Genomic DNA, 24,297 nt, shown 5'->3' with positions numbered 1-24,297 from the left:
AAGAACGATAATGCGGTTTAACTGATAAACCGGGTTATCGTTCTTCGCGGGCAAGCCTCGCTCCTACTGGGTTTTGCGTTTGATCAGGCGTAATAATCGACGGCGCTGGTGCCGATCACGCTGGTGGTATTGGCGGCTACTTCAGCAACCGTCGCAGGAAGCTCTTCATCCATCGAATCGAGGCGGCCGCCACTGGCATTGGTGCGCCCGCCCTGCCCCTGTTGAGCCTGTTCCTGCCCCTGGCCCTGCCAGCCACGGGACTGATCGGAAACGTTGACGTCGACCTGGCCCATGCCCTGCTGCGCGAACATGTCCCGCAGGCGATGCATTTGCCCGTCGAGCGCTTCGCGAACGCTTGGGTGAGCGCTCATGAAGGTCACTTGGGTCTGCTGATCCGGAACCATGTTCACCCGAATATCGAGGCGTCCCAGTTCGGCCGGTTGCAACTGGATATCCGCCGCCTTGAGATTGGCGCTAGACAGGTACATGACCCGGTTGACCACCTCTTCAGTCCAACCGCTCTGATGCATGGCGATCGGTTGGTTCACCGGCAATGCATTGGCAGTCTTGGGTGTTGCCGCCTGGGTCAGAGCCGCCAGACGATTGGCGAAGTCATCGACACGGGTGTCGCTGCTGGCGGACTTGAGATCCTTGAGGCCGTCATCGATCAGGCCACTGAAAGCCTTCTCGCCACCCTGGCTGGTGCTGTCCTGATCGGCCTGCACATCGAGCATGCTTGCCATGCCCGCGGCAAAAGTCTGTGCCGAGGTCAGCTCGCCGTCGACGTGAGCCTGGGTCGGCGCCGCTTTTGGCTGAGCTTGGCTGGCGGCCGAAACGTGCCCGCTCTGCTCCATGGCCATGCGCACGGCCGGCAGCGCATCGAGAGGATCGGCTTCGGGATCGAAATCAGGATCGGTGGTCGCTACGGCCTGCGTCGCTGCCGTGGTAACGGCGGCCGCGACGGGTGTTTGAACGGTTGACTGCACAGCGGCGACAACCGGTGGGGTTTCCGACACAGGGGCTGGCAGCACCGGCTGCACCACTTGCATCAACGCCGGATCGAGGGCTGGATCGACAGGCGCTGTATCGACTACCGGCGTCGTCGACTCGGCGTTATCGGGCGCGTCATCGCTGGCCGTCTTGTCATCGCTCTGCGCCGGTTTATCGGCGGGCAAGGATTTGCCGCTATCGGCAACCGTCGGTTCCTGGGCGGCAGACGAGTCGTTGCCCACGTCCTTTTTGCCAGTGTTGTCCGAGGCTTTGTCACGTACGGGTTTAGCCGATCCGTCCGCCGTAGCCGAAGGCTTGTTCTGGGCTTGATTGGCGTAGACCTGAGCGAAGCTGGACGCCTTGTCACCGGGCTCAGCCATCGACGCCGGGGTATTGGCGGACGCGGCTTGAGTCTTGGCCGCAGCCGCGGCCTGAAGAAGAATATTTGGGGTAACGGGCATGGAACGGTCTCCGCTGCACTGGGATCGTAGGTACAGTTGAGTAAGTTGACTGCAAGGGTCGAGCCAGCTTTGTTCGCTGGCCGCCAAAAGCGCCGGATGGTTAAACTGTAATGCGATCCGTAGCGGCTGGTGGTTGTCTTATTCAGCCAGGGAACGTTGGCGCTCTGCCTCAAAAAGCGGTCGAACAATCGCGAATTCGCCGTCGATTTCTCCAACCAGCGCTTCAATGCCTTCGAGTTTTTTCTCTTTGGCTCGCTGCTCCAGTTCATGGCACAGCTCAGCCAGCCGAGTCGCGCCCATGTTGCTGCTGCTGCCCTTGAAACTGTGCGCCGTGGCGCCTAACCGATCGGCATCGTCAGCCTTGCGCAGCAAGCTCAATCGCTCTTCGGAATCACTGAGAAAGGTATCGAGCAATTCTGGATACCCGTCCTCCATAACTTCTTGCAACGCGCTCAGCACGTCGCGATCCAGATGTGTGTCGTCCACTTGTTCACTCCTTTGATCAAGAATGCCTGGGATCATGCCTGAGCTTCCCAGAAAAACTCCACGCGAGCACTGCGCCCATTATCGGACCAGCTCGCATGATGACTCAACTGTCGGATCAAACTGACGCCACGTCCCGACAAACGGATATCGTCGACGGGACGCTCCATCACCCGTACCACATCGAAGCCCTTGCCACTGTCTTCGACTCGAACAGTCAGGCAACCACCTTCGCCTTTTGGCGTCACCTGCAAATGTACCCGCACATAGCCGTCCTGCAATTCGTCCAGGCGCGCACTGCGCTGCTGATAATAACGCGCAAAACCCGAAGCATCGCGTTTGAGACTCGAATCCAGACCTAGCACGCCATGCTCCAGGGCATTGGAGTAAAGCTCTGCCAGCACGCTGTAGAGCGCACCACTCTGAGCGCGCAGACCATGCACCTCAAACAGCAATTGCAACAGATACGGCAGCGGGTTGAAGCGTTTGAGGGTGGCGGCGCGAAATTCGAAACTCACCGACCAGTCCAGCGGGCAGGACTGACCGCTGTCGGAATATACCGGTGCTGGCGGGCTCAGTTGCGCCGCATCCAACAGGCTGACCTCAACCATGCTCACGTCATCGCGAGCCTCGCCGCGAAAGTCCCGCAGGGCCTGCTCGATTTCTTCGAACAGCGCATCGGGCTGACGATTGGCTGCAAACACCTGCTCCAATCGCTCTACGCCAAATAACTGCTCATTGGCATCGCAGGTATCAATCACTCCGTCAGACAACAGGAACACCCGATCCCCGACGGCCATCGGGAACACCTCGGTGCGGTCATCGAAGGTTTGCGGGCTCAGCACACCCAACGGCAAGTGCCGTGCCGTGAGCGCTGTACGCTCGCCACTGGTGGCGTTGTGCAAATAGCCGTCCGGCATCCCGCCGTTCCAGACCTCCACCGACCCTCGCTGAAAGCTCAGGCGCAACAGGGTCGCGCAGCAGAACATGTCGACCGGCAGAATACGTTTGAGCTTGGCGTTCATCTCGCGCAGGGTTTCGGACAAACCATAACCCTTGGCGGTCATGCCATAGAAAACTTCGGCCAACGGCATGGCACCGACAGCGGCCGGCAAACCATGGCCGGTAAAATCACCGAGCAACACATGCATGTCGCCGGCCGGGGTAAACGCGGCCAGCAACAGATCACCATTGAACAGCGCATAGGGCGATTGCAGATAACGGATGTTCGGCGCATTCAGGCAACCGGAGTGGGCTACCTTGTCGAACACGGCTTTGGCCACGCGCTGTTCGTTGAGCAGGTAATCATGGTGCCTGGCGATCAGATCGCGCTGTTCCAGCACCGTGGCCTGCAAACGCCGCAAGCGGTCCATTGCCTTGATCTTGGCCGCGAGGATCACCTGGTTGTAAGGCTTCGCCAGAAAGTCGTCGCCCCCGGCCTCCAGACAACGCGCCAGGGCTTCGCTTTCGGTCAGCGACGTCAGAAAGATGATCGGCACCAGGGTTTCGCCGGCCAGCGCCTTGATCTGCTGCGCGGCCTCGAAGCCATCCATCACCGGCATCATGGCATCCATCAGCACCAGGTGCGGCCGCTGCGAGCGAAACGCCTCGACCGCCTCGGCGCCATTACTGGCGGTCAGTACTTCATGCCCCTGACGACGGACAATAGTCGACAGCAGCATACGATCGGCCGCACTGTCTTCGGCGATCAGAATCGTCAGCGGCTCGAGCGGCTGCATGACAGTCAACTGATGTCGAACAACTTGTCGAAGTTGGAGATGGCGAGGATTTTCTTCACATCGCTACTGCTGTTGACGACACGAATATCGGAGTTGTCGCCACCGGCGTGATCGCGCAGCAAAAGCAACATGCCAAGCGCCGAACTGTCGAGATACGTGGCTTCCTTCAGATCTACGACAATGGACTCGGGTTTCTTGTTGAGTCGCTCGTAGGACTCGCGAAACTCCTGATGCCGACCGAAATCGAATCGCCCCTTAACCGAAATCGTCAACTTTTGCCCATCCGGGGATACTTCTGTAACGACTGACATTTCACGGCTTCCTTGTCATTGGCGAACGTACGTGTAGAAGGTTTAGCACCTGATGGGGGCTGGAGCAAGGCTGAAAAAACTGTACGGTTTGTGAAATCGCCTTCGCGGCCTACTTGATTCAATACGAATCCTGACGCGGCAACCGCTGGGACAACTCATCCAGCAGCTTCTGCTCGCGCTTGTCTTCCAGTTGCCGTGCTTCATCCATGTAGCGCTGAACCAGTTTGCGCAAGCCTTCGACCCGGGCAAATGCCTGTTGCCAGGCTTCTCGGGCCTTGTTCAGGTTGTTTTGATGCCAGTTCAAGCTCTGGCGCTGCTGGTCGATGGCCGTGCCCAATTGCGCGAGAAAACCCTGATAGCCCAGCAACCACTGGCCCGAAACGCCGCCGCTGCCGCGCACGATCCATTGCTCCTGGTAGTCGAGACGGAAGGCTTCGAGGTCGGCGAGTTTGCTTTCCGCCAAACGAACCTGGCCCTGGAAGTGCCCCAGGCGCTGGACGGCGGTTTTCTCGGCCTTTTCAGCCATGTCCACCACAGGCGCCAGGCGTGCCGCGCGACTCGAGGCCATGACCGGTTAACCGCCTGGCGCTGGCGCGAAGACCGAAGCAAGATGGTTTTCGCTGGCGCCCATGCTGATGTTGTCGTTCAAGCCCTGGCGCAGGTACAGGGACATGGCCGGTTGCAGATTGATCGCGGTGTCGGTTTCCCGGTCACCGCCGGGCACGTAGGCGCCGACACTGATCAGGTCGCGGCTCTGCTGATAGCGCGACCAGTATTGCTTGAACATCTGCGCGTGGTTCAGGTGTTTGATACCGACCACCGACGGCATGACCCGACTGATGGACGCTTCGATGTCGATGGCCGGGTAATGCCCTTCCTCGGCCAGACGCCGGGACAGCACGATGTGCCCGTCAAGCACGCCCCGCGCCGAGTCGGCGATCGGGTCCTGCTGGTCATCGCCTTCAGACAATACCGTGTAGAACGCAGTGATCGAACCGCCGCCCTTTTCGGCGTTACCGGCCCGCTCCACCAGTTTCGGCAACTTGGCAAACACCGACGGCGGATAGCCCTTGGTCGCCGGCGGTTCGCCGATGGCCAGGGCGATTTCCCGCTGGGCCTGGGCGAAACGGGTCAGGGAATCCATCAGTAACAGGACGTTCTTGCCCTTGTCGCGAAAATACTCGGCGATCCGCGTGCAGTACATGGCCGCACGCAAACGCATCAGCGGCGCATCGTCCGCCGGCGACGCCACCACGACCGAACGCTTGAGCCCTTCTTCACCGAGGATGTGCTCGATGAACTCTTTAACTTCGCGACCCCGCTCACCGATCAGCCCGACCACGATAATGTCGGCCTCGGTGAAACGGGTCATCATGCCCAACAGCACACTCTTGCCGACGCCGGTACCGGCGAACAGCCCGAGGCGCTGACCGCGACCGACCGTCAACAAACCGTTGATGCAGCGAATGCCCACGTCCAGCGGTTGGCTGATCGGGTCACGCTTGAGCGGGTTGATGGTCGGACCGTCCATCGGCACCCAGTCTTCAGCCTTCATCCCGCCCTTGCCATCCAGCGCACGACCGGCGCCATCAAGCACCCGCCCGAGCATGCTCATGCCCATCGGCAAACGACCGGCGTCAGCCAAAGGAACCACGCGCGCGCCAGGGGCGATGCCCGCGACACTGCCCACCGGCATCAGAAAAACTTTGCTGCCAGAGAAGCCCATGACCTCGGCTTCGACTTGCACCGGGTGATAGCTGTCATCGTTGATGACCATGCAGCGGCTGCCCATGGCGGCGCGCAAGCCTTCGGCTTCGAGGGTCAGGCCGACCATACGCAGCAATCGACCTTCGAGGATCGGCGCGCCAGCCAGCTCCGTGGCCTCGGCGTAGCTGCCGAGGCGCTTGGCGAAGCTGGTGCGTTCAAGGCGCATCGGGTTCTTCCAGTTCTGGCTCGACCGGGGCGACCGCAGGCTTTTCGTCGATCGGCAATTCCAGGCTCAGGTCCGGCGCAGCCGGGTGCAGCGCCTGATCGTGAAGTTGGTCGAACAGCTTGGCCATGACCTGGGTTACACGGGTTTCGACGGTCGCATCGATACGACTGTGCTCGGTCTCGACCCGGCAACCGCCTGGCAACAAGGATTCGTCCTCGACGATGCGCCAGGTTTCTTCATGGCGCTCGCGCAGGGCTTTGACCTGTTCGAAATCCTGCGGGTTGACGTACAACCGCACATTGCCCACACCCAGTGGCAAGAGCTTGAGCGCTTCACGCATGACGTGTTCGATCTGCGTCGAGTCGATGGCCAGCTCGCGCTGAATCACCTGCTTGGTGATGTGCTGCACAAGGTCGACCAGCGACTTTTCGATCTGGGTGTCCTGCTCGGCAATGGGCTCGAACAGGTTGGCCATCAACTGTTCCAGACCAGCGATCTTGGCCGTCAGGGCCACTTCGGCTTCCTGACGGACCTTGAGCGTGGTGCTATGGAAACCTTCTTTCTCGCCAACCGCGAAGCCTTCGTTGTAGGCCTCCTGGCGAATGCTCTCGAGCTCTTCAAGAGTCAGTGGCTGGACTTCTTCCAGCGGCACTTCTTCCATTTCCGGCGGTTCGGGTTCCGGTTCCGGCTCGGGTTCCGGCACAAACGGGTCGAAGCTGGGCAGCGCCCAGACATCGAAACCTGCGACGTCCTTGCCACGGATCAGGTCAGTCTGGGACTCATCATGTTTGGACGACATAGTGACCTTAGATCATCTCTTCGCCGCCCTTCCCGCCGAGAACGATTTCTCCGGCTTCGGCCATACGGCGGGCAATGGTGAGGATTTCTTTCTGCGCCGTTTCCACGTCGCTGACACGCACCGGGCCTTTGGCCTCGAGGTCGTCGCGCAACAGTTCGGCCGCTCGTTTGGACATGTTCTTGAAGATCTTTTCCTTGACGCCTTCGTCCGAGCCCTTGAGGGCCAGCACCAGGACGTCCGAGGACACCTCGCGCAACAGCGCCTGAATACCGCGGTCGTCGACATCGGACAGGTTGTTGAACACGAACATGAGGTCTTCGATCTGACCGGACAGGTCTTCGTCGACTTCGCGGATCGAGTCCATCAGCTGACCTTCGATCGAGCTGTCGAGGAAGTTCATGATGTCTGCCGCGCGCTTGATGCCACCCAGGGTGGTGCGCGAGGCATTCGAGTTGCCGGAGAACTGCTTCTCGAGAATCTGGTTGAGCTCTTTCAGGGCCGCCGGCTGCACGGTGTTCAGCGAAGACACCCGCAGGATGATGTCCAGCCGCACCTTATGGTCGAAGTTGCCCAGCACTTCACCGGCCTGGTCCGGATCGAGGTACGCCACCACGATCGCCTGGATCTGCGGGTGCTCGTAACGGATCACGTCGGCGACAGCGCGCGGTTCCATCCACTTCAGGCTGTCGAGGCCACTGGTGTTGCCGCCCAGCAGGATCCGGTCGATCAGGCCGTTGGCCTTGTCTTCGCCCAGGGCCTGGGTGAGCATTTTGCGCACGTAGTCGTCGGAGCCGACGCCCAGGCTGGTCTGGTCGCCGACGATGTCGACGAACTCACTCATGACCTGTTCGACCTGCTCGCGGTGCACGTTACCCATCTGGGCCATGGCCACGCCCACACGCTGAACCTCTTTGGGCCCCATGTGGCGCAGCACTTGCGCGGCATCCGTAGAACCCAGGGACAGCAGCAGGATCGCGGCTTTATCAACCCGGGACAGTTTGGCGACAGCGGCTCGGTTATCACTCATCTGCGTTAATCCACTCTTTCACGACCTGGGCCACGCGACCCGGATCTTCTGCCACCAGACTCTTGATTGCGTTCAACTGTGCGTCATAGCCTTCGCTCGGGCTCGGCAGCAGGATGCTGGTCGGGCCACCGAGGCTGACGCGGTCGTTGGCCAGTTCGCCGTCCAGGCCGCCCATGCCACCGAGCTCCACGTCGCTGCCAAAGGCCGCGAGTTGCTTGCCTTTGCCGCCACCGGTGATGTTGTTGAGCACTGGACGCAATACACCGAACACCAACACCAGGATGAACAACACACCCAGCACTTGCTTGACGATGTCCCAGAACCACGGCTGGGAGTAGAACGGAATATCGGCGATCACTTCACCGCGCTCGGCGGAAAACGGCATGTTGATCACGCTGACGCTGTCGCCACGGCTGGCGTCGAAACCGACCGCGTCCTGCACCAGACGAGTGAAGCGCGCCAATTCATCGGCGCTCCACGGCGCACGGGTGGTTTCGCCATTGGCTGCGTTGACCTTGACCTGATCGTCCACCACCACCGACACCGACAGGCGATTCAAACGGCCCTGCTGTTGCTTGGTGTGGCTGATGGAACGGTCGAGTTCGAAGTTCTTGGTGGATTGTTGACGCTTGTCCGCCGGGTACGGCGCCAGCATTGGCTGGCCGGTGGCCGGGTCCATGATTTGCTGACCGTTGGCATCAAGCAGTGGCTGGCCTGGCTGCACCATGCCGGCCGACGCGGTGGCGCCACCAGTAGTTTGCGGCGCCGAGGCAGGCGACGGCGGCTGGTTGCTCAAGGCACCCGGCACACCTTGCGGGCCATTGCTGGCGGTACGTTGTTCGTTGACCGACTGCTCGCTGCGCAACGCCGGTTGATCCGGGTTGAACTGCTCGGAAGTCGATTCGACGGCACTGAAATCCACATCGGCCGAGACTTCGGCTTTATAGCGGTCGTTGCCCAGCACCGGTTGCAGAATGTTGTGCACGCGCTGAGTCAGCATGCTTTCCATGCGACGGCTGTAATCAAACTGCTTGCCGGCCATGGTCAGCTCGGAGTTTTCCGCCTGATCCGACAGCAGGTTGCCCTTCTGGTCGACTACGGTGATCTGCGATTTGCTCAGTTCAGGAACGCTGGTTGCCACCAGATTGATGATGGCGACGACCTGGCCTGGCTCCAGCGAGCGACCGGAATACAGTTCAACCAGAACAGAAGCGCTGGGCTTGCGCTCGTCACGCACGAACACCGAACTCTTCGGAATCGCCAGGTGCACGCGGGCACCCTTGACGTTGTTCAGGCTGGAAATGGTCCGCGCCAGTTCGCCTTCGAGGCCGCGACGATAACGGGTCGCCTCCATGAACTGACTGGTACCCAGCCCCTGTTCCTTGTCGAGGATCTCGAAACCGATGTTGCCGTCGCTGGGAGTGACACCAGCGGCCGCGAGCTTGAGCCGCGCACGGGACAGGTCATCGGCCTTGACCAGCAAGGCACCGGAATTCGGTTCGACGGTATAGGGAATGTCGGCGGCGGCCAGGGTTTCCATGACCTGTTTGGCGTCCATGCCGGCAAGGCTGCCGTATAGAGGCCGGTAGTCCGGCTGCTGGGACCACAACACCACGGCAAAACCAATCGCCACGCTCGCAGCCAGGCCGACCAACAGGCCCACCTGACGCAACATGGTCATCTCGGAGAGGTTTTCCAGGAAAGACAACCCGAACAGCGGCGGTTTGCCGTCTATTGGAGTGGCCTTGGCCGGAACATTATCGGCGATTGCTTCTGCCATGACTCAATCTCGTCCTTAAACCGGCATCTGCATGATGTCTTGGTAAGCCTGAACCAGCTTGTTACGCACTTGGGTCAGTGCCTGAAAAGACACACTGGCCTTCTGTGAGGAAATCATCACGTCCGTCAGGTCGACGCCGCTTTTACCGATCTCGAAGGCACTGGCCAACTGATTGGACGCCTGCTGGGTGTCGTTCACTTTATTGACGGCCTGACCGAGCATGTCGGCAAAGCTGCTGCCACCCACTTCAGGGACTGCGGCAGTCGATTTCGGCGCAGACATGGCATCCATTTGCATGGCGCGCATATCCAGCATCAACCGGTTGAATTCAATACCTTGGCTCATGGTCTGCTCTCTTTGGCTACTCGCAATTTTTTGACACTCACTCGGCGAGTAGTGAGGTGTTAGCAACAAGGGTGCCAGCTCCGTGGCCGCTCTAAACAAAAGCTCTCCTATGCTTTTTTTGCCGACCTTTACGTGGCGAACAAATACGCTTCCACGTCCATTCCGGCGTCGCGCATCTGTGCCAGTTTGTAGCGCAAGGTGCGCGGGCTGATGCCCAGTCGCTCGGCGGCTTCCTTGCGACGACCGCGCTCGGAGCGCAAGGTGTCGATGATCATCTGGAACTCACGGCGCCGCAGGTCATCGCCGAGGGCGCCCGCCGATTCGGCTTCGACTTCCACTGCTCGTGCAGGCGCCGGCGCCAATGCTGGTAATGGCGCACACGCCACAGGCCCAGCCAGGCAGAAATCCTGCGGCTGGATCAAACCGCCCTGTTGCAGGATCAACGCACGCTGGATTGCGTTATCCAGCTCACGCACATTGCCCGGCCACGGATAGCCGATCAGGCAGGCCTGCGCCTCAGGCGAAAGCTTTGCCGCGGCATGCTTCATTTTATTGACGTGTTTGGCCAGCAGGCGCTCGGCCAGCGGCAGGATGTCGGCGGTGCGCTCGCGCAGCGGACGCCAGGCCAACGGGAACACCGACAGGCGATAGTAAAGATCTTCGCGGAAACGCCCCGCCGCCACTTCACCGGCCAGGTCACGGTTAGTGGTAGCGACCACTCGAATATCCAGCGTGATCGGCTTGCGTGCGCCGACTCGCTCGACTTCGCGCTCCTGCAATACGCGCAGTAACTTGGCCTGCAGGCCGAGGGGCATTTCAGAAATTTCATCGAGCAGGATCGTCCCGCCATCAGCCTGCTCGAACTTGCCGGCCTGCGCCGCGATGGCGCCGGTGAACGAACCCTTCTCGTGACCGAACAAAGTGGCTTCAAGCATGTTGTCCGGGATCGCTGCGCAGTTGATCGCAATGAACGGCTGACTGGCGCGATGGGAGTGCTGATGGATGTAACGCGCCAGCACTTCCTTGCCGGTCCCGGACTCACCAGAGATCAACACCGTGGAATCACTGCGCGCCACCCGCGCGGCCAATTCCAGCAATTGCGCACTGGCCGGCTCGAACGCTACAGGCCCCTCGCTCTCGGTCGCGCCGAGATTGCCCAAGGCGTGACGCGCAACCAGATCAAGCAAGGCTTTGGGCTCGAACGGCTTGACCAGGTAATCCGCCGCGCCCTGACGCATGGCGTCGACCGCACGCTCGACCGCACCGTGAGCGGTCATCAACAACACCGGCAGTTGCGGCTGACGAGCCCGCAGCAATCCAAGCAGCTGATGACCGTCCATGCCCGGCATGTTGACGTCACTGACCACCAGGCCAAATGCCTCGGCGCCAACTGCAGCCAGCGCCTCTTCCGCCGAACCGACCGCCTTGTAATCATGCCCGGCAAGCAACAGCGTATCGGCCAGTGCTTCCCGTAGCGCGCGATCGTCCTCGACCAGTAAAACCTTGATGGTCATATCCTTCACTTCACTCCCTGAGCGCTGGGCTGCTCACCCGCAAAAAGCGGCAGGATCACCTGCGCGCAAGTGCCGCGACCCGGCCGCGAACGCAACTGCAATTCTCCCTGATGAGCACGGGCCACTGCCTTGACCACGGTCAGGCCCAGACCGGTACCGGTGGTTTTGGTGGTGAAAAACGGCTCACCCAAACGTGCCAACACCTTCGTGTCGATACCACTGCCGCTGTCGCTGACCGATACGCGCAAGTTGTTGTTGCGGGTATACAGGTGAACCTTCAAACGGACGTCGCCGGCGCTGGCCTGAATGGCGTTCTCGATCAGATTGAGGATTGCCCCGACCAGCGTGTCGCGATTGCACAGCAACTCACCGGCATGACTGTCGCATTGCCAGCGCACCGGCAGATCCTGAACATGAGTCAGCGCCGCCGCTTGCAGCGACTGCATCAGCATTTTTGGGGTGACGCGATCGGTCAACGGCAGCTCACCGCGAGCGAACACCAGCATGTCGCGCACCTGATGTTCCAGCTCATGCAGTCGCTCTTTCAGGCGGCCGGCAAAACGCTGCTGCGTGGCGACCGGCAGTTCCTGCTCAGTCAAATGACTGGCATAGAGCAACGCGGCGGACAACGGCGTACGAATCTGATGGGCCAACGATGCGACCATGCGACCGAGCGACGACAAGCGCTCATGGCGGGCGAGTTGATCTTGCAGATGACGGGTTTCAGTCAGGTCGTTGAGCAACACCAACTGACCGGGTTCGGCATCCAGCGAGCGGGTAGCGATCGACAGGCGCCGACCGTCCTTGAGGGAGATTTCGTGACCATCGTCTTCGCGCGGCGCAAAGCATCGCGCAATGACGTGGCGCCACAGCTCGCCTTCGAGGGGCAAGCCGAGCAACTCACACGCGGCGGGATTGGCTTCACGCACGATGCCTTGGGCGTCGATGACGATGACGCCGCCAGGCAATAGATCGAGGAGGTTTTGCAGCCGGTTGGCCAGACGCTCTTTTTCCGCCAGCTCCTGCATGCGCTGGGCGCTGACCACCGCCAGCTCACCCTTGAGCTCGGTAACCCGGGCTTCGAGCATGCTGTAGGAATCGGCCAATTGGCTCGACATCTGGTTGAACAGCGCAAACGCCTGCTCAAGGCCAAGCCGGCTTGCCTGCTCTACGGACGACGGTTGCCCCGAAACATCAGGGACAGGAGACATCTGGGCGGCTTGGGGCATTGTGCTCTCTCGCGTGGTGACCGTCAGTTAAACGGAACGTTGCGAGGGACGTAGCAATACCCGTGCCTAAAAAAAACTGCCTATAAATGAAGGGGTTGAAAAACAGGCGTCAATCATCCGCCTGTTCATCACCATCACGACGGCTCATGCCGTACTTGCGCATCTTCTCCACCAGGGTCGTGCGACGAATACGCAGCCGTTCGGCCGCCCGCGCCACAATGCCGTTGGCGTCATCCAGCGCCTGCTGAATCAACCCTTGCTCCAGACCGCCGAGGTAGTCTTTCAGGTCCAGGCCTTCCGGCGGCAGCAGCGCATTGGCGGTGAAGTCCGGGGTATGACCGTTAATGGCCACCCGCTCTTCGAGATCACTGCGCAGGCTGTCGACCATCTGCTCGTCTTCGTCATCGACGTAGCGGAATTTCTTCGGCAACTCGACCACGCCGATCACCCCGTACGGGTGCATGATCGCCATGCGCTCCACCAAGTTGGCCAGCTCGCGAACGTTGCCCGGCCAGCCGTGACGGCACAGCGACATGATCGCCGCCGAGTTGAACCGGATCGAGCCGCGCTTCTCGTGCTCCATGCGCGAGATCAACTCGTTCATCAGCAACGGGATGTCTTCGACGCGCTCGCGCAGTGGCGCCATCTCGATCGGGAACACGTTCAGGCGATAGTAGAGGTCTTCGCGGAACGTGCCGATCTCGATCATGCTTTCGAGATTCTTGTGGGTTGCCGCGATGATCCGCACATCGACGCTTTGGGTCTTGTTGCTGCCCACGCGCTCGAACGTGCGCTCCTGCAAGACGCGCAACAGCTTGACCTGCATCGGCAACGGCATGTCGCCGATTTCGTCGAGGAACAGCGTACCGCCGTTGGCCAGCTCGAAACGCCCGGCACGGCTGGTGATCGCCCCGGTGAAGGCACCCTTCTCGTGACCGAACAATTCGCTTTCCAGCAACTCGGCCGGAATCGCCCCGCAGTTGACCGGAACGAACGGCGCTTCACGACGCTTGGAGTGGTAGTGCAGATTGCGCGCGACCACTTCCTTGCCAGTGCCGGACTCACCGAGGATCAGCACGCTGGCGTCGGTATCGGCAACTTGCTGCATCATCTGACGGACGTGTTGAATCGCCCGGCTGGTGCCGACAAGGCTGCGGAAAAGATTCGGTTCACGGTGACGACCGCGCTCACGGGCCTGGTCATACATCTCGCGATAGACCTGGGCACGGTGCAGCGAATCGAGCAGCTTGCTGTAGCTGGGTGGCATTTCGAGCGTCGAAAGCACTCGGCGACGCTGGTCTTCCGGCAAGTCAATGGAAGAATTATCGCCCATTAACAAAACTGGAAGGAACTCATCCCAGGTTGAGAGTGTCTTTAACAGGCCCAAAAGTGCACCAGGAGCATTTACCGTCCCGATGAGGACACAGATTACTTCACGACTTGATGACAGAGAGCCGACCGCCTGCTGCCAGTCATGGCTGCCACAGGGTAAATTTTCTTCGCCGAGAAAATTTAAAATCACCGCCAAATCGCGGCGACGGACGCTATCGTCATCAATCAGCAGAATTTTGGTTTCACGCCACATGCAATAGCAACTTCCCTAGTCAACTCAATGCCCAAAATGAGGGGCAAGCTAGACGCTTGCAGACACGTTGTGCCTGTAGACGCCTGAAATCTGGAACCAGCCACTAGTTAAGTCAAAAAACCGTGCACAGTCAAATTTATGGCGCACTATGTTTGGATTAACTGAGGGTTAATTAACCAAACAGATGGTAAACCTTTGCCGCGTTCTGTGCTTGGTGGATCTGCGACATCTCGTCGACTATCGCTTGACGCTCCCCCGTCGCCGCTTCCAGGAGCTGTTTATACACCCCCAGCAACTCCTCCAGGTTTTCGCGCAACGCGGTCTCGTCCACCGAAGCTTCACTCAAGACGTCTTCCATGCAGGAACGGCAAGCCAGGTCCAATTCACCGATGGCTTCCCAGTTACGCTCGGCCAATGCCTCAACCAGGGCGTCCCGGGTTTGTTCGATTCGCTGCAATACAAGACTCATGGTGATCTCCTTAAAACTGGGGAGCAGGTGCGGCGATAGCATCCCAACCGTCTTTCACCGTGCGAAGCAAATCGGCGACTTCGTCGAGGATTTTTGGATCGGTCTTGATATTGGCTTCAGCCAGACGCTTCATCATGTAGGTGTAGAGGTTATCCAGCTCAGCCACCGACTCAGCCTGGTTTTCCAGGTCCAGACCCTCACGCAGACCACCGATGATGCCGATGGCCTTGCCGATTAGAACACCTTTGTTCGGAACGTCCTTACGCTCCATCGCCCCTTTGGCCTGGGCGATACGATCCAGACCGCCTTCCATCAGCATCTGCACCAGACGATGTGGGCTGGCTTCGGAAGTTTGCGCTTGAGCGCCAATCTTCTGGTATTGGCGAAGGGCTAACATTGGATTCATGTTGTACCTCATCAGAAATCTGTGGTTCGTATAACCAGTGTATCGACGACGCGTCAAAAAACTTTAGATTCAAAAGCAAAAAGCCCGGAGCGTGAAAACGCTGCCGGGCTTTTGGCACTTTAAGTGTTACGAGTTCTTCTGTTGCGCGGTTATGGCTTCGAACATCGACGTGATATTGCTGGCGGTGGCCTTCAACTTGCCGACCAGAGTATCCATGTCGTTGTACTTTTTAGTCAGTACCGCGGTCAGGGTTTCGATTCGACGATCCAGGGCTGCCTGATCATTGCTCAGACGCTTCTTGGTCACATCAAGTGCCTTGGAGCGTGCATCCAGAATCGAGTCGACGCTTTTACCATTGACCAGTTTCGACTCAGTGAATGGCTTGATCACATTATTCATGCGCTCAATCAGACCGTTGGTTCCGGTAAATAGCGTCTGAACCTCACCACCCAGCTTCTTGTCATTCATGGCCGCAGTGAATTTCGTAGAGTCGAAATCCAGCGCACCTGTCTTCTGGTTGGTGGTAATCCCCAACTGCGACAGCACAGTCAGCTTATCCCCGGCACCGGTCTGGGACAGCGGCCCGCGCAATGCATCGAGAATCGAACGTGGCAGCGGGTCACCGGTCAGTGCCGCGGGAACGGTCAGCTTGCCATCGTCATCCAGGGACGGTTTGGTCAAAGAGGTCACAGCGTTGGCGACGGCGTTGTACGCGTCGACGAACTTCTGGATCGAAGCTTTCAGACCGTCGTTGTTGGACGCGACGTTGACCGTCGATTTGCCGACCGTCAGCAGGTTCAGCGTCAACCCCGAAATCGACTTGTCGACCGTATTGGACGAACTGGTCAGCGACAGCCCGTCGACAGTGAATGCCGCATCCTGCGCCAGACTGCCGATAGCACCCGAAGAAGTGGCAGTTGGCGTGGCGGCCATCAGGGTCGTTCCATCGATTTCCAGACCGGCGATGCCGCTGGCCGAAATGTCGGAACCCGCACCCGTGGTCGTGGAACCCAGCACCAGTCGCGAGCCGAAGCTGTCGGTCACGATGTTGGCGCTCAAGCCACTGGACTGATATTGGGTGTTGATCGAGTCACGCACCGATTGCAGGGTCGCACCTGCCCCCACGGTGACCGGGTAGCTTTTGCCATTTTGAGTGATGGTCAGCGTACCCGACGGGATCGCACTGCTTGTGCCACCGGCAAACGCCGCACTGGCAACTTTCGACGAGGTCGCAAGCTTGGTGACCTCCACGACATAACTTCCTGAAACAGCCGCGTTGCTGGACGTGGCGGTCAGTACTTTGATATCGGAGGACGTTGCCGCGAAACCGGTGAACTGAGGACTTGTTGTGCTGCCCAGGTCTGAGAGGGTCTTCTGGAACGTCGCCAGCAGCGACTTCAAGGTACCAATCCCGGAGATACTCGCCGTATTGGTGGTGGTCCCACGGTCGATCTGACCTTGCTTGGCCGCTTTGTCGGCGTTCACCAAGGCCTTGACGATAGCACCGGTATCAAGGCCGGAGCCTAAACCCGTGCCCGGTAGAATTGGACTTGCCATGTGAAACTCCCTTCAGTGTGTCGCCGGCCTTTTGACCACTACAACGCCCAAAAGAACATAGCAACAAAATTCGTGCCAGTTGTCAGACTTTAGCGCTGAACAACAGGCTGCTTGCATCATTCAAACTGTTCGCCAGCTTAAGGACTTCTTCGTTGGGGATTTGACGAATCACCTCACCGGAGTCACTGGCAATCACTTTGACCACAACTTTGCCTGAAGGCTCATCAATCGAGAACTCCAGGTTACGCTTGACCGACTGAACGAACTTTTCGATTTCCTGAACAGCCATCTTCAGTTTTTCCTGCTCGGTCTGCCCGCTTTTACCTTCTTCCTTGACGGCAACCACTGGCGCAGTTTCCGCTCGAGGCTTTTCCGCAGGCTTATCGGCAACAGTCGTCGCCTGCTGGGCCGCAGGATAAGACAAGTTCAGCTTGACGCTCATATCCATGTCCATCACCTCTTAAAGTAAAAAAGCGAGAGAGCGCGACAAGCGCACTCCCCCGCCAAAACTCATCAGCGATTACTGAAGCAGTTTCAGTACAGCGGATGGCAGTTGGTTGGCCTGGGCCAGAATTGCGGTGGAAGCTTGTTGCAGAGTTTGTTGCTTGGTCAGCTGAGCAGTTTCGGCAGCGAAGTCGGTATCTTGTACGCGACCCAGTGCAGCACTGGCGTTTTCGTTGATGTTCTGCAGGTTGGAGATGGTGCTGGTCAGACGGTTTTGTGCAGCACCGAGGTCAGCACGGCTGGAGTTGATCGTGGCCAGAGCGGCGTCGATTTTGGTCAGCGCGTTGTTCATCGAAGCTTCAGCGGTAGCCGAGCTGTTACCAGTGATCTGAACGGTAGCGGAGTCAACGCTCAGGGTTACGGCGTCGAAACCGCTGGCCAGGGTCAGGGTGATCTGGTTGGTAGCGCCAGTATTGGAACCAACCTGGAAGGTCATGGTGCCAGCGGTGCCGTCGATCAGGTTCTTACCGTTCAGGTTGGTCGACTTGGCGATACGAGTCAGTTCGTCCGACATCGAAGCGAATTCTTTGTTCAGAGCAGTACGGTCAGCAGTGCCGTTCGAGTCGTTTCGCGATTGAACAGCCAGTTCACGCATACGCTGCAGAATGTTGGTCGATTCTTGCATCGCGCCTTCAGCGGTCTGAGCGATCGAGATACCGTCGTTGGCGTTTTTGATAGCCATGGTCTGACCACGGATCTGCGAAGTCATACGGGTAGCGATTTGCAGGCCGGCGGCGTCGTCTTTAGCGCTGTTGATTTTCAGGCCGGAAGACAGGCGAGTCATCGAAGTCGACAGAGAGTCGGAAGCGCGGTTCAGGTTTTTCTGAACGTTCAACGATGTAACGTTAGTGTTTACTGTTAAAGCCATGACGAATTCCTCGTTGGTTGGGTACTGCGGCTTCCGGCCCTGGCAACCGCCGGGTATGGCCTAGAGAACCTTCGTAATAGTTATCGTCGAGATTGCAACTTGCTTTAGGGGATTTTGAAAAAAATTTGCCATCACGTTGCCACCCCTCGTAAATCAAGGGGCTGGCAGTATTCAGGCAGCGAAAAAATGACGTCAGGGAAATGCCGGTGACGGACCGGCGAGAACTCGCCTGCACCGGCAGAAGAGAAATTGTTTAAATGGACAGACTGTCGCGCAGCAACCGGACCAGTTCATATTCCAGGTAGTCCGCCAGTGCCAGCCAGTTCTGCGCCTCCTGGCACTCGAACATCTGACCGAGCAACAACACCCACTGCTGCTGAGTAACCTGCGGCATTGGATCGAAGGACGCTTGCATCGCTGCGATCAATTCGATCATTACCAGCCCTGCCTCTACATCACGCCCCAGACGGAACAAGGCCGCACATTGCTGGGAGTCGACGACAAAGGATTCAACCCTGCTCATGACGCCAACTCCGGATGAAAAGCCGTTCCGGCAATCTTTGCCCCTGCCCGACTGCTGTTATAGAAGCGGACCTGAGGATGCCCGGCGATAAATCGCTCCAATTCACACAGATAGCTACGGAAATTGAGCTGGGTCTTGATGCGTTGACCATGACCATCGAGCACCCAGTGCTTGGCCGCTTTCAGTTGCGGCCCCAGGTCGCCATCGCTCCAGCCCGCGTGTGTCTTGTCGTTGGGGAAGGCAAAGTCGGCCCCGAACAGGGTGACCTGCGCCGCACCCATCTTCACCGCCAGGTCCACCGCCGGATGAATCACGCTGCCGCCGACATACAGTTCGCCCTTGGGGACTTGTCGACGCAGTTGCTGGTAGATCGGGCTAGCGGAATAACCGGCGTATCGTGGCCCTTGCCAGGCAGCCAGAACCTGAGGGTCGACCATGGGCATATACACCAGAGTAATGTCGACCGTATCTTCGGGCGGTAGATGCCGGGCCGAGATGCGTTGATCGATACTGACCACCACATCAGGGTGGATTCCGTGATTGAGCAACGGCCGATAGGCCGTATCGACACAGACAAACAACGGTCGCTCGGCCTGACCGAGAATTGTGCGCAAGGTTTCGAAATGCTGTTCAAGGCTTGGGCCCGTGGCAATGACGAATATCTCCTGTCCCTTGCACAAACCGAATAACTCGGCCACATCGTGATCGGCCTGCACCAGCCCCAGACTTGCCTGCAAACGCTCGACGATGTCCGGCGCCTGAGGGTCGAATTCACGGTTATTGAAAGTCAGGTGGGTTTCACTGATCAAACGATCACGGATCTTCGCATTGAAGTCATCGGCCAGTACCAGTTCAGCTGGCAAGGCAAAGAACGGCAGCTGGATTTCCGCTAAATCTCCGGCATACAACAGCTCGACTCGCGGATCGCTGAGCCACTGTTGCTGATCAAGCAGTTGCAGCACCAGTGCAAACACTGCGCCGTTGAGGATATGCACATACAAGCGCCCAAGCCCGGCTCTCTGCAACAACTCCATCTGCAGATCGCCAAGACCGGTGCCGTAGACATGCAGCACCGGGCTGTCGACGGGCAGGCTGTCGGCCTGAAGCCTGGCCTCGCGGGTACGGTCGTGGCGACTGGTCAGCTGAATGCCATTGATGCTCAACGTCGAACCCAGGCCCTCGACCAGATCGGCCTGCAACAGGCTTGCGTCTTCAACCAGCAAACGCTCAGACAGCGATGGCCAACGGCGCTGTATGACCTCGACGTTGCGCTCAAAGAACTCGCTCATGGAGCCTCGCTTTTCATTCGGGCAAAAAAATAGCGCTCAAGGTTACACCTTGAGCGCTTTTTTTGTGTCCGGCTTTTAGAAGATCAAGGGCGATAGATGATCGCCGAACCCCAAGACAAACCAACACCAAAACCGCTGAGTGCCACACGCCTCCACTTGGAATCGAGCACGTGCTTTTCCAGCAGCAATGGAATGCTCGACGACACGGTGTTCCCGGTCTCGACCATGTCCTTGAGGAACTTCTCGGGCTCGCCCTCGAAGCGTCGTGCCACGGCATCGACAATCGCCGCGCTGCCCTGGTGAATGCAGAAAGCATCGACATCGTCGGCCGTCAGGCCCGAGTCAGCGAGCAGTTCATGCAAATGCGCCGGTACTTTGAGCAGCGCAAAGTTGAAGACCTGACGGCCATTCATGAAGAACACGCCATCGGTGACCTTCAGGTGCGGCGCGCCGGAACCGTCGGTGCCGAACTTGGCTTTGCCCAACTGCCATGGAGCGTCTTCGCCCATCCAGGTGGCGGTGGCGGCATCGCCGAACAGCATGGTGGTGTTGCGGTCTTCCGGGTCGACGATCTTCGAATACGGATCGGCGGTCACCAGCAAGCCATTCTTCAGGCCTGCGGCTTCCATGAAGCCCTTGATGGCGTAGATGCCGTAGACGTAACCGGAGCAGCCCAGGGAAATATCGAACGCGGCCACGGTCGTTGGCAAGCCCAGCTTGTCCTGAACGATGGCGGCGGTGTGCGGCAGCCCTTCTTCGTCGCCGTTCTGGGTCACGACGATCAGCACGTCGATCGCTTCACGTTTCAATTCAGGATTGTTGGCGAACAGCGCGTTGACTGCTTCGACACACAGGTCCGAGGTTTCTTGCCCGGCGTCTTTGCGCGGCAGGAAGGCCGAACCGATTTTGCCCAGGATGAACTCTTCATCCTTCTCGAATTTTGCACCTTGTGCGTAATTGTCCACGCCGGCTACAGGAACGTAGCTCGCAATGCTCTTTATGCCAATCATTACGGCTTCCCAATAATAAACAGCCCAATACCACCGCTCGCAAGGAATCGAGGGGCGCCGACAAACAATGAATAACGTCGCCCTCAAGGAGGTGACAGCGGGAAGAGTAAAAGGCCATCACTGAGCCAAAAGCAGGCCAGGCGCCCTCTTCCCTATTTATACAATACAGTGAAGATGCGCGTAATGACTCGCAGGTCACGCTATTTTGCCGAATCAGCCCCACAAGCGGTTATTCGACCAACGACCAGTCCAGCGGCGTTCCGCGCTTGATGGCCTGGCGGGCACGGCGGCCCAGAAGGGTTTCAGCGTGTTTCGGGGCCAGCCCCAGGCCTGGACGGATGGCCCGCAGATTAGCGGCGGTGAAAGGCTCACCGGCGGTCATGTCCTGGGTGACATACAGCGACCGGCGGTACACCAGGGACTTGCGTTCGGCGTCAGTCACGCCGTAATGCACCTGGCCCATGGCCTGCCAGGCGCGCTCGGTTTCGACCACCAGGCTGGCGAGTTCGGCCGGTTCCAGGGAGAAACTGGCGTCCACGCCTCCGGCGGCACGGTCGAGGGTGAAGTGTTTTTCCACCACTGTCGCCCCCAGCGCTACGGCGGCGACAGACACCCCGACGCCCATCGAATGGTCGGACAAACCGACTTCACAGCCAAACAACTCACGCAGATGAGGAATCGTGCGCACGTTGCTGTTGGCAGGCGTCGCCGGGTAAGTGCTGGTGCACTTGAGCAACACCAGGTCCTTGCAACCGGCCTCTCGGGCGGCACGCACGGTTTCATCGAGCTCGGCGATGCTGGCCATGCCGGTGGAAATGATCAGCGGCTTGCCGGTGGCCGCAACCCGACGAATCAACGGCAGATCAGTGTTCTCGAAGCTGGCGATCTTGTAGGCCGGCACATCGAGGCTTTCGAGGAAGTCCACCGCGGTGTCATCGAACGGTGTGGAAAACGCCAGCATGCCCAGCTCTTTGGCCCGGGCGAAAATCGGCGCGTGCCATTCCCACGGCGTGTGGGCCTTTTCGTACAGCGCATACAGCGAAGAACCGGCCCACAAGCTGTTGGGGTCCTTGATGAAGAACTCGCCTTCGGACAAGTCCAGGGTCATGGTCTCGGCGGTGTAGGTTTGCAGCTTCAAGGCATGGGCGCCGGCCTTGGCCGCGGCTTCGACGATTTTTATCGCCATGTCCAGCGACTGGTTATGGTTGCCGCTCATCTCGGCAATGATGAACGGTGGCGCATCGGCACCGATCGAGCGATTACCGATCTTGAAACTGGTCATTGTTCTGGATCCTTCAATACGCGCGTGAACGCGCAAGCACTCTGAGTAAAACCACCCTCGCGGAAAACCTTCAGCGATGGCTGATTGGCCGGCAGCACCTGAGCGGTGATGGCCTCAAGTTGTGGCCAATGAGCCATGACGAACACTTCGCCCCGCGCCAGCAGCGCCCTGCCCCAGCCCAGGCCGAATCGGCCTTCGAACAAATAGATCGAGACTTCGGCCCGAGTACCGTCAAGGTCATAGCGCAGCATACCGACCGGGCCGTCATCCGCCTCGGCAATCAACAGCAGTCGCTGAGGGTTGTTCAGGCTCGCAGCCAGCCAGACTTGATGCCGTTGCCAATCGATGGCATGGGTATCCAGCGACCAGCGCCGAACCGCCTCGGCATTACGTCCCTCGAACAACAATTGCGCATCGTCCGCAGTGGCCCGACGCACCTGCAGTACCGCTCCCGCCAGCGCTGCCGCCACCCGTTGCGCGCCACGGCCATCGACCAACTGCCGTGAGCGGTCGGCCATACTTTGACGAAAACCTTGATTGCCTACGACAAAACCAATGGCTTGGCGCAATTGCTCGACGCTGACATGCTCGCGGTTGCCCAGGAACACATGAGCCCCCGAAGTCGCCATCACCTCACCGTTGGCCTGCTGATTATTCGAGACCGCAATGCAAATCGTCGGCAGCCCCATGGCCGCCCGCTCCCAACTGGTGCCGCCACCGGCACCGATAAACAGGTCGGCCTCGGTCATCAGCCGATAGAAGTCGCTGACAAAACTGTGCAGGCGCCAGTTCGGACGATAGGCCGCCAGCGCCTGCATCTGCTCCCAGGCCGGGTTATCGGCACCCGCCACGAAATCGACTTCCAGCTCATGGAGGTCCGCCAGCGCCAACATCGCGTGGTGGGTCTGCATGGCCGCGTCGAAGCCGCCGAAGTTCACCAGCACTCGCCTGGCCCGAGGCTTGATCTCGATCGCCGGACAGCAGAACTCATCGCGCAGCATCGCAAAACGTGGGCCGAGCAAGGTCTGGCAATCGGGTGTCAGCAGCGAGGCATACGCCTCTGGAGTGCCCGACAGATTTTGATTGAGCAGCAGATCGACGCGGTACTGCCGAGTGGCCAGGTCATCCACCGCGGCGATCCGTGGTGCCCAGCGACGGGCCGCAGTCTGCCAGAGATGATCGAGGCCATAGTGGTCGACGATGATCCAGTCGAACACAGGATGACTTTCCAAGGCTTGCGCCAGCGCGGCGATGTCCGCCTGCCACGGCAGCATCGACTCGATGGCCTGCTGAGGATCTTCATCGGGGTAGCGCGCCGACAGCGCGAAGGTCTCGAAGCCCTCGCTGGCCAGACTGTCCAGTCGATGTCCCGGCAGCAGACGACAGGCGAAGGCAACGTGCGTGCCCTGCTTGCGCAACACCCTGGCCAGGGTCAGACAACGGGCGATATGGCCGCTGCCAATGGTTGGCGACGCGTCAGCGCGGATCAGTATCCTCATTGCAACTCACCACCGGCTTTCAATGCGGCGTAAAGGTATTCGGCGCGTTTCCAGTCTTCAAGGGTGTCGATGTCCTGTACCAGGTAGCGCGGCAGAATCACCGGCAGGCTCGCTGGCGAGAACAGTGCATCACCACGCAACCAGGCCTCGCTACGCCCCCAGTAGAACTGGCCGGCGTCTTGAAAGGCTTCGGGCAAGTCCTGGGAGCGGGTGTCACGAAATTCCGGGTAAAGCGAGATCAAGGCGCCCTGCTCGTCGAGGGTCAAGGCACGCTGCACCGGAAAACCAAAACCGGCGACTGAAAACGCAAAAGATTTGTCCGGGTGCTGCACCAGCAATTCATGCCCCTGACGCAGATAGCGCGCTTGCAACAAAGGCGCCGTTGCGTAGACGCAGCAGGCATAGTCGAACGGCGGCAATTGATTCAGGGCATGCACGATCACCGCCGCAGTCCCGGTGAAATCGTCAGCCAGTGCCGCAGGCCGCATGAACGGCACCTGAGCGCCATTGGCTCGTGCGACTTCGGCGATTTCCTCATCGTCGGTACTGACGATCACCTGGTCGAACAGGCGCGACTCCAGCGCCGTGCGAATTGAACGGACGATCATCGGCACGCCGTCGAACGGCTTGAGGTTCTTGCGCGGGATTCGCTTGCTGCCACCACGGGCCGGAATGATCGCAACACAGCTCAAGA

General features: G+C 59.3%; 24 protein-coding genes. All 24 read right to left on the bottom strand.

The window, feature by feature from the left end; translation table 11 throughout:
- Nucleotides 1-83 precede the first annotated feature (83 nt).
- Nucleotides 84-1,451, bottom strand: coding sequence for a flagellar hook-length control protein FliK (locus AC1RL4_RS18765; RefSeq protein ID WP_028939993.1), 1,368 nt, complete (start codon nucleotides 1,449-1,451; stop codon nucleotides 84-86).
- A 138-nt stretch (nucleotides 1,452-1,589) separates the two neighbouring features.
- Nucleotides 1,590-1,937, bottom strand: a complete 348-nt coding sequence (locus AC1RL4_RS18760) for an Hpt domain-containing protein (protein ID WP_019579577.1) — start codon at nucleotides 1,935-1,937, stop codon at nucleotides 1,590-1,592.
- Between the two features lie 32 nt (nucleotides 1,938-1,969).
- Nucleotides 1,970-3,673 carry an ATP-binding SpoIIE family protein phosphatase gene (locus AC1RL4_RS18755; RefSeq protein WP_019579576.1) on the bottom strand — a complete coding sequence of 568 codons (1,704 nt, stop codon included), beginning with the start codon at nucleotides 3,671-3,673 and terminating at the stop codon, nucleotides 1,970-1,972.
- A 5-nt stretch (nucleotides 3,674-3,678) separates the two neighbouring features.
- Entirely contained in the window at nucleotides 3,679-3,984 is a 306-nt protein-coding gene (locus AC1RL4_RS18750; RefSeq protein ID WP_019579575.1) for an STAS domain-containing protein, read from the bottom strand.
- A 118-nt stretch (nucleotides 3,985-4,102) separates the two neighbouring features.
- A complete protein-coding gene (fliJ, locus tag AC1RL4_RS18745; protein ID WP_018925046.1) occupies nucleotides 4,103-4,552 on the bottom strand; it encodes a flagellar export protein FliJ in 450 nt (149 codons plus the stop codon).
- A 6-nt stretch (nucleotides 4,553-4,558) separates the two neighbouring features.
- Complete coding sequence (fliI, locus tag AC1RL4_RS18740; protein WP_019579574.1) at nucleotides 4,559-5,917, bottom strand: flagellar protein export ATPase FliI; 1,359 nt, start codon at nucleotides 5,915-5,917, stop codon at nucleotides 4,559-4,561.
- A complete protein-coding gene (fliH, locus tag AC1RL4_RS18735) occupies nucleotides 5,907-6,716 on the bottom strand; it encodes a flagellar assembly protein FliH (protein WP_019579573.1) in 810 nt (269 codons plus the stop codon). The genes fliI and fliH overlap by 11 nt, the downstream gene beginning before the upstream one ends.
- Before the next feature lie 7 nt (nucleotides 6,717-6,723).
- Nucleotides 6,724-7,743: a flagellar motor switch protein FliG gene (fliG, locus tag AC1RL4_RS18730; RefSeq protein WP_003184041.1), complete on the bottom strand. Its 1,020-nt coding sequence runs from the start codon at nucleotides 7,741-7,743 to the stop codon at nucleotides 6,724-6,726.
- Entirely contained in the window at nucleotides 7,736-9,523 is a 1,788-nt protein-coding gene (gene fliF / locus AC1RL4_RS18725; RefSeq protein WP_018925043.1) for a flagellar basal-body MS-ring/collar protein FliF, read from the bottom strand. The genes fliG and fliF overlap by 8 nt, the downstream gene beginning before the upstream one ends.
- Nucleotides 9,524-9,538: 15 nt before the next feature.
- The gene (gene fliE / locus AC1RL4_RS18720; RefSeq protein WP_018925042.1) at nucleotides 9,539-9,868 is read right to left on the bottom strand and encodes a flagellar hook-basal body complex protein FliE; all 330 of its coding nucleotides are present in this window, start codon (nucleotides 9,866-9,868) and stop codon (nucleotides 9,539-9,541) included.
- A gap of 128 nt (nucleotides 9,869-9,996) precedes the next feature.
- Entirely contained in the window at nucleotides 9,997-11,382 is a 1,386-nt protein-coding gene (locus AC1RL4_RS18715; RefSeq protein WP_019579572.1) for a sigma-54-dependent transcriptional regulator, read from the bottom strand.
- 5 nt (nucleotides 11,383-11,387) lie between these two features.
- Nucleotides 11,388-12,593 carry a sensor histidine kinase gene (locus tag AC1RL4_RS18710; RefSeq protein ID WP_493119896.1) on the bottom strand — a complete coding sequence of 402 codons (1,206 nt, stop codon included), beginning with the start codon at nucleotides 12,591-12,593 and terminating at the stop codon, nucleotides 11,388-11,390.
- Nucleotides 12,594-12,720: 127 nt separating this feature from the next.
- Entirely contained in the window at nucleotides 12,721-14,196 is a 1,476-nt protein-coding gene (locus tag AC1RL4_RS18705) for a sigma-54 dependent transcriptional regulator (protein WP_007938611.1), read from the bottom strand.
- 172 nt (nucleotides 14,197-14,368) lie between these two features.
- A complete protein-coding gene (fliT, locus tag AC1RL4_RS18700) occupies nucleotides 14,369-14,665 on the bottom strand; it encodes a flagellar protein FliT (protein ID WP_096479714.1) in 297 nt (98 codons plus the stop codon).
- A 10-nt stretch (nucleotides 14,666-14,675) separates the two neighbouring features.
- A complete protein-coding gene (gene fliS, locus AC1RL4_RS18695; protein WP_028939990.1) occupies nucleotides 14,676-15,071 on the bottom strand; it encodes a flagellar export chaperone FliS in 396 nt (131 codons plus the stop codon).
- 126 nt (nucleotides 15,072-15,197) lie between these two features.
- Nucleotides 15,198-16,628, bottom strand: coding sequence for a flagellar filament capping protein FliD (fliD, locus tag AC1RL4_RS18690; RefSeq protein WP_028939989.1), 1,431 nt, complete (start codon nucleotides 16,626-16,628; stop codon nucleotides 15,198-15,200).
- An 82-nt stretch (nucleotides 16,629-16,710) separates the two neighbouring features.
- A complete protein-coding gene (locus tag AC1RL4_RS18685) occupies nucleotides 16,711-17,076 on the bottom strand; it encodes a flagellar protein FlaG (protein ID WP_028939988.1) in 366 nt (121 codons plus the stop codon).
- Nucleotides 17,077-17,148: 72 nt separating this feature from the next.
- Nucleotides 17,149-18,000: a flagellin domain-containing protein gene (locus AC1RL4_RS18680; RefSeq protein ID WP_028939987.1), complete on the bottom strand. Its 852-nt coding sequence runs from the start codon at nucleotides 17,998-18,000 to the stop codon at nucleotides 17,149-17,151.
- Between the two features lie 253 nt (nucleotides 18,001-18,253).
- Entirely contained in the window at nucleotides 18,254-18,523 is a 270-nt protein-coding gene (locus AC1RL4_RS18675) for a hypothetical protein (RefSeq protein WP_028939986.1), read from the bottom strand.
- Nucleotides 18,520-19,812: a motility associated factor glycosyltransferase family protein gene (locus AC1RL4_RS18670; protein WP_028939985.1), complete on the bottom strand. Its 1,293-nt coding sequence runs from the start codon at nucleotides 19,810-19,812 to the stop codon at nucleotides 18,520-18,522. The genes AC1RL4_RS18675 and AC1RL4_RS18670 overlap by 4 nt, the downstream gene beginning before the upstream one ends.
- An 83-nt stretch (nucleotides 19,813-19,895) precedes the next feature.
- On the bottom strand, nucleotides 19,896-20,822 hold the full coding sequence (locus tag AC1RL4_RS18665; protein ID WP_230174831.1) for a ketoacyl-ACP synthase III: 927 nt from the start codon (nucleotides 20,820-20,822) through the stop codon (nucleotides 19,896-19,898).
- Nucleotides 20,823-21,051: 229 nt separating this feature from the next.
- On the bottom strand, nucleotides 21,052-22,104 hold the full coding sequence (pseI, locus tag AC1RL4_RS18660; protein WP_019579562.1) for a pseudaminic acid synthase: 1,053 nt from the start codon (nucleotides 22,102-22,104) through the stop codon (nucleotides 21,052-21,054).
- Entirely contained in the window at nucleotides 22,101-23,603 is a 1,503-nt protein-coding gene (gene pseG / locus AC1RL4_RS18655; protein ID WP_096479709.1) for a UDP-2,4-diacetamido-2,4,6-trideoxy-beta-L-altropyranose hydrolase, read from the bottom strand. The genes pseI and pseG overlap by 4 nt, the downstream gene beginning before the upstream one ends.
- On the bottom strand, nucleotides 23,600-24,295 hold the full coding sequence (gene pseF, locus AC1RL4_RS18650; protein WP_028939982.1) for a pseudaminic acid cytidylyltransferase: 696 nt from the start codon (nucleotides 24,293-24,295) through the stop codon (nucleotides 23,600-23,602). The genes pseG and pseF overlap by 4 nt, the downstream gene beginning before the upstream one ends.
- Between the last annotated feature and the right edge of the window lie 2 nt (nucleotides 24,296-24,297).

It is taken from the genome of Pseudomonas sp. GW822-FHT07A10, from assembly GCF_058798795.1.
This window is presented reverse-complemented; position numbering and strand designations above follow the sequence as displayed.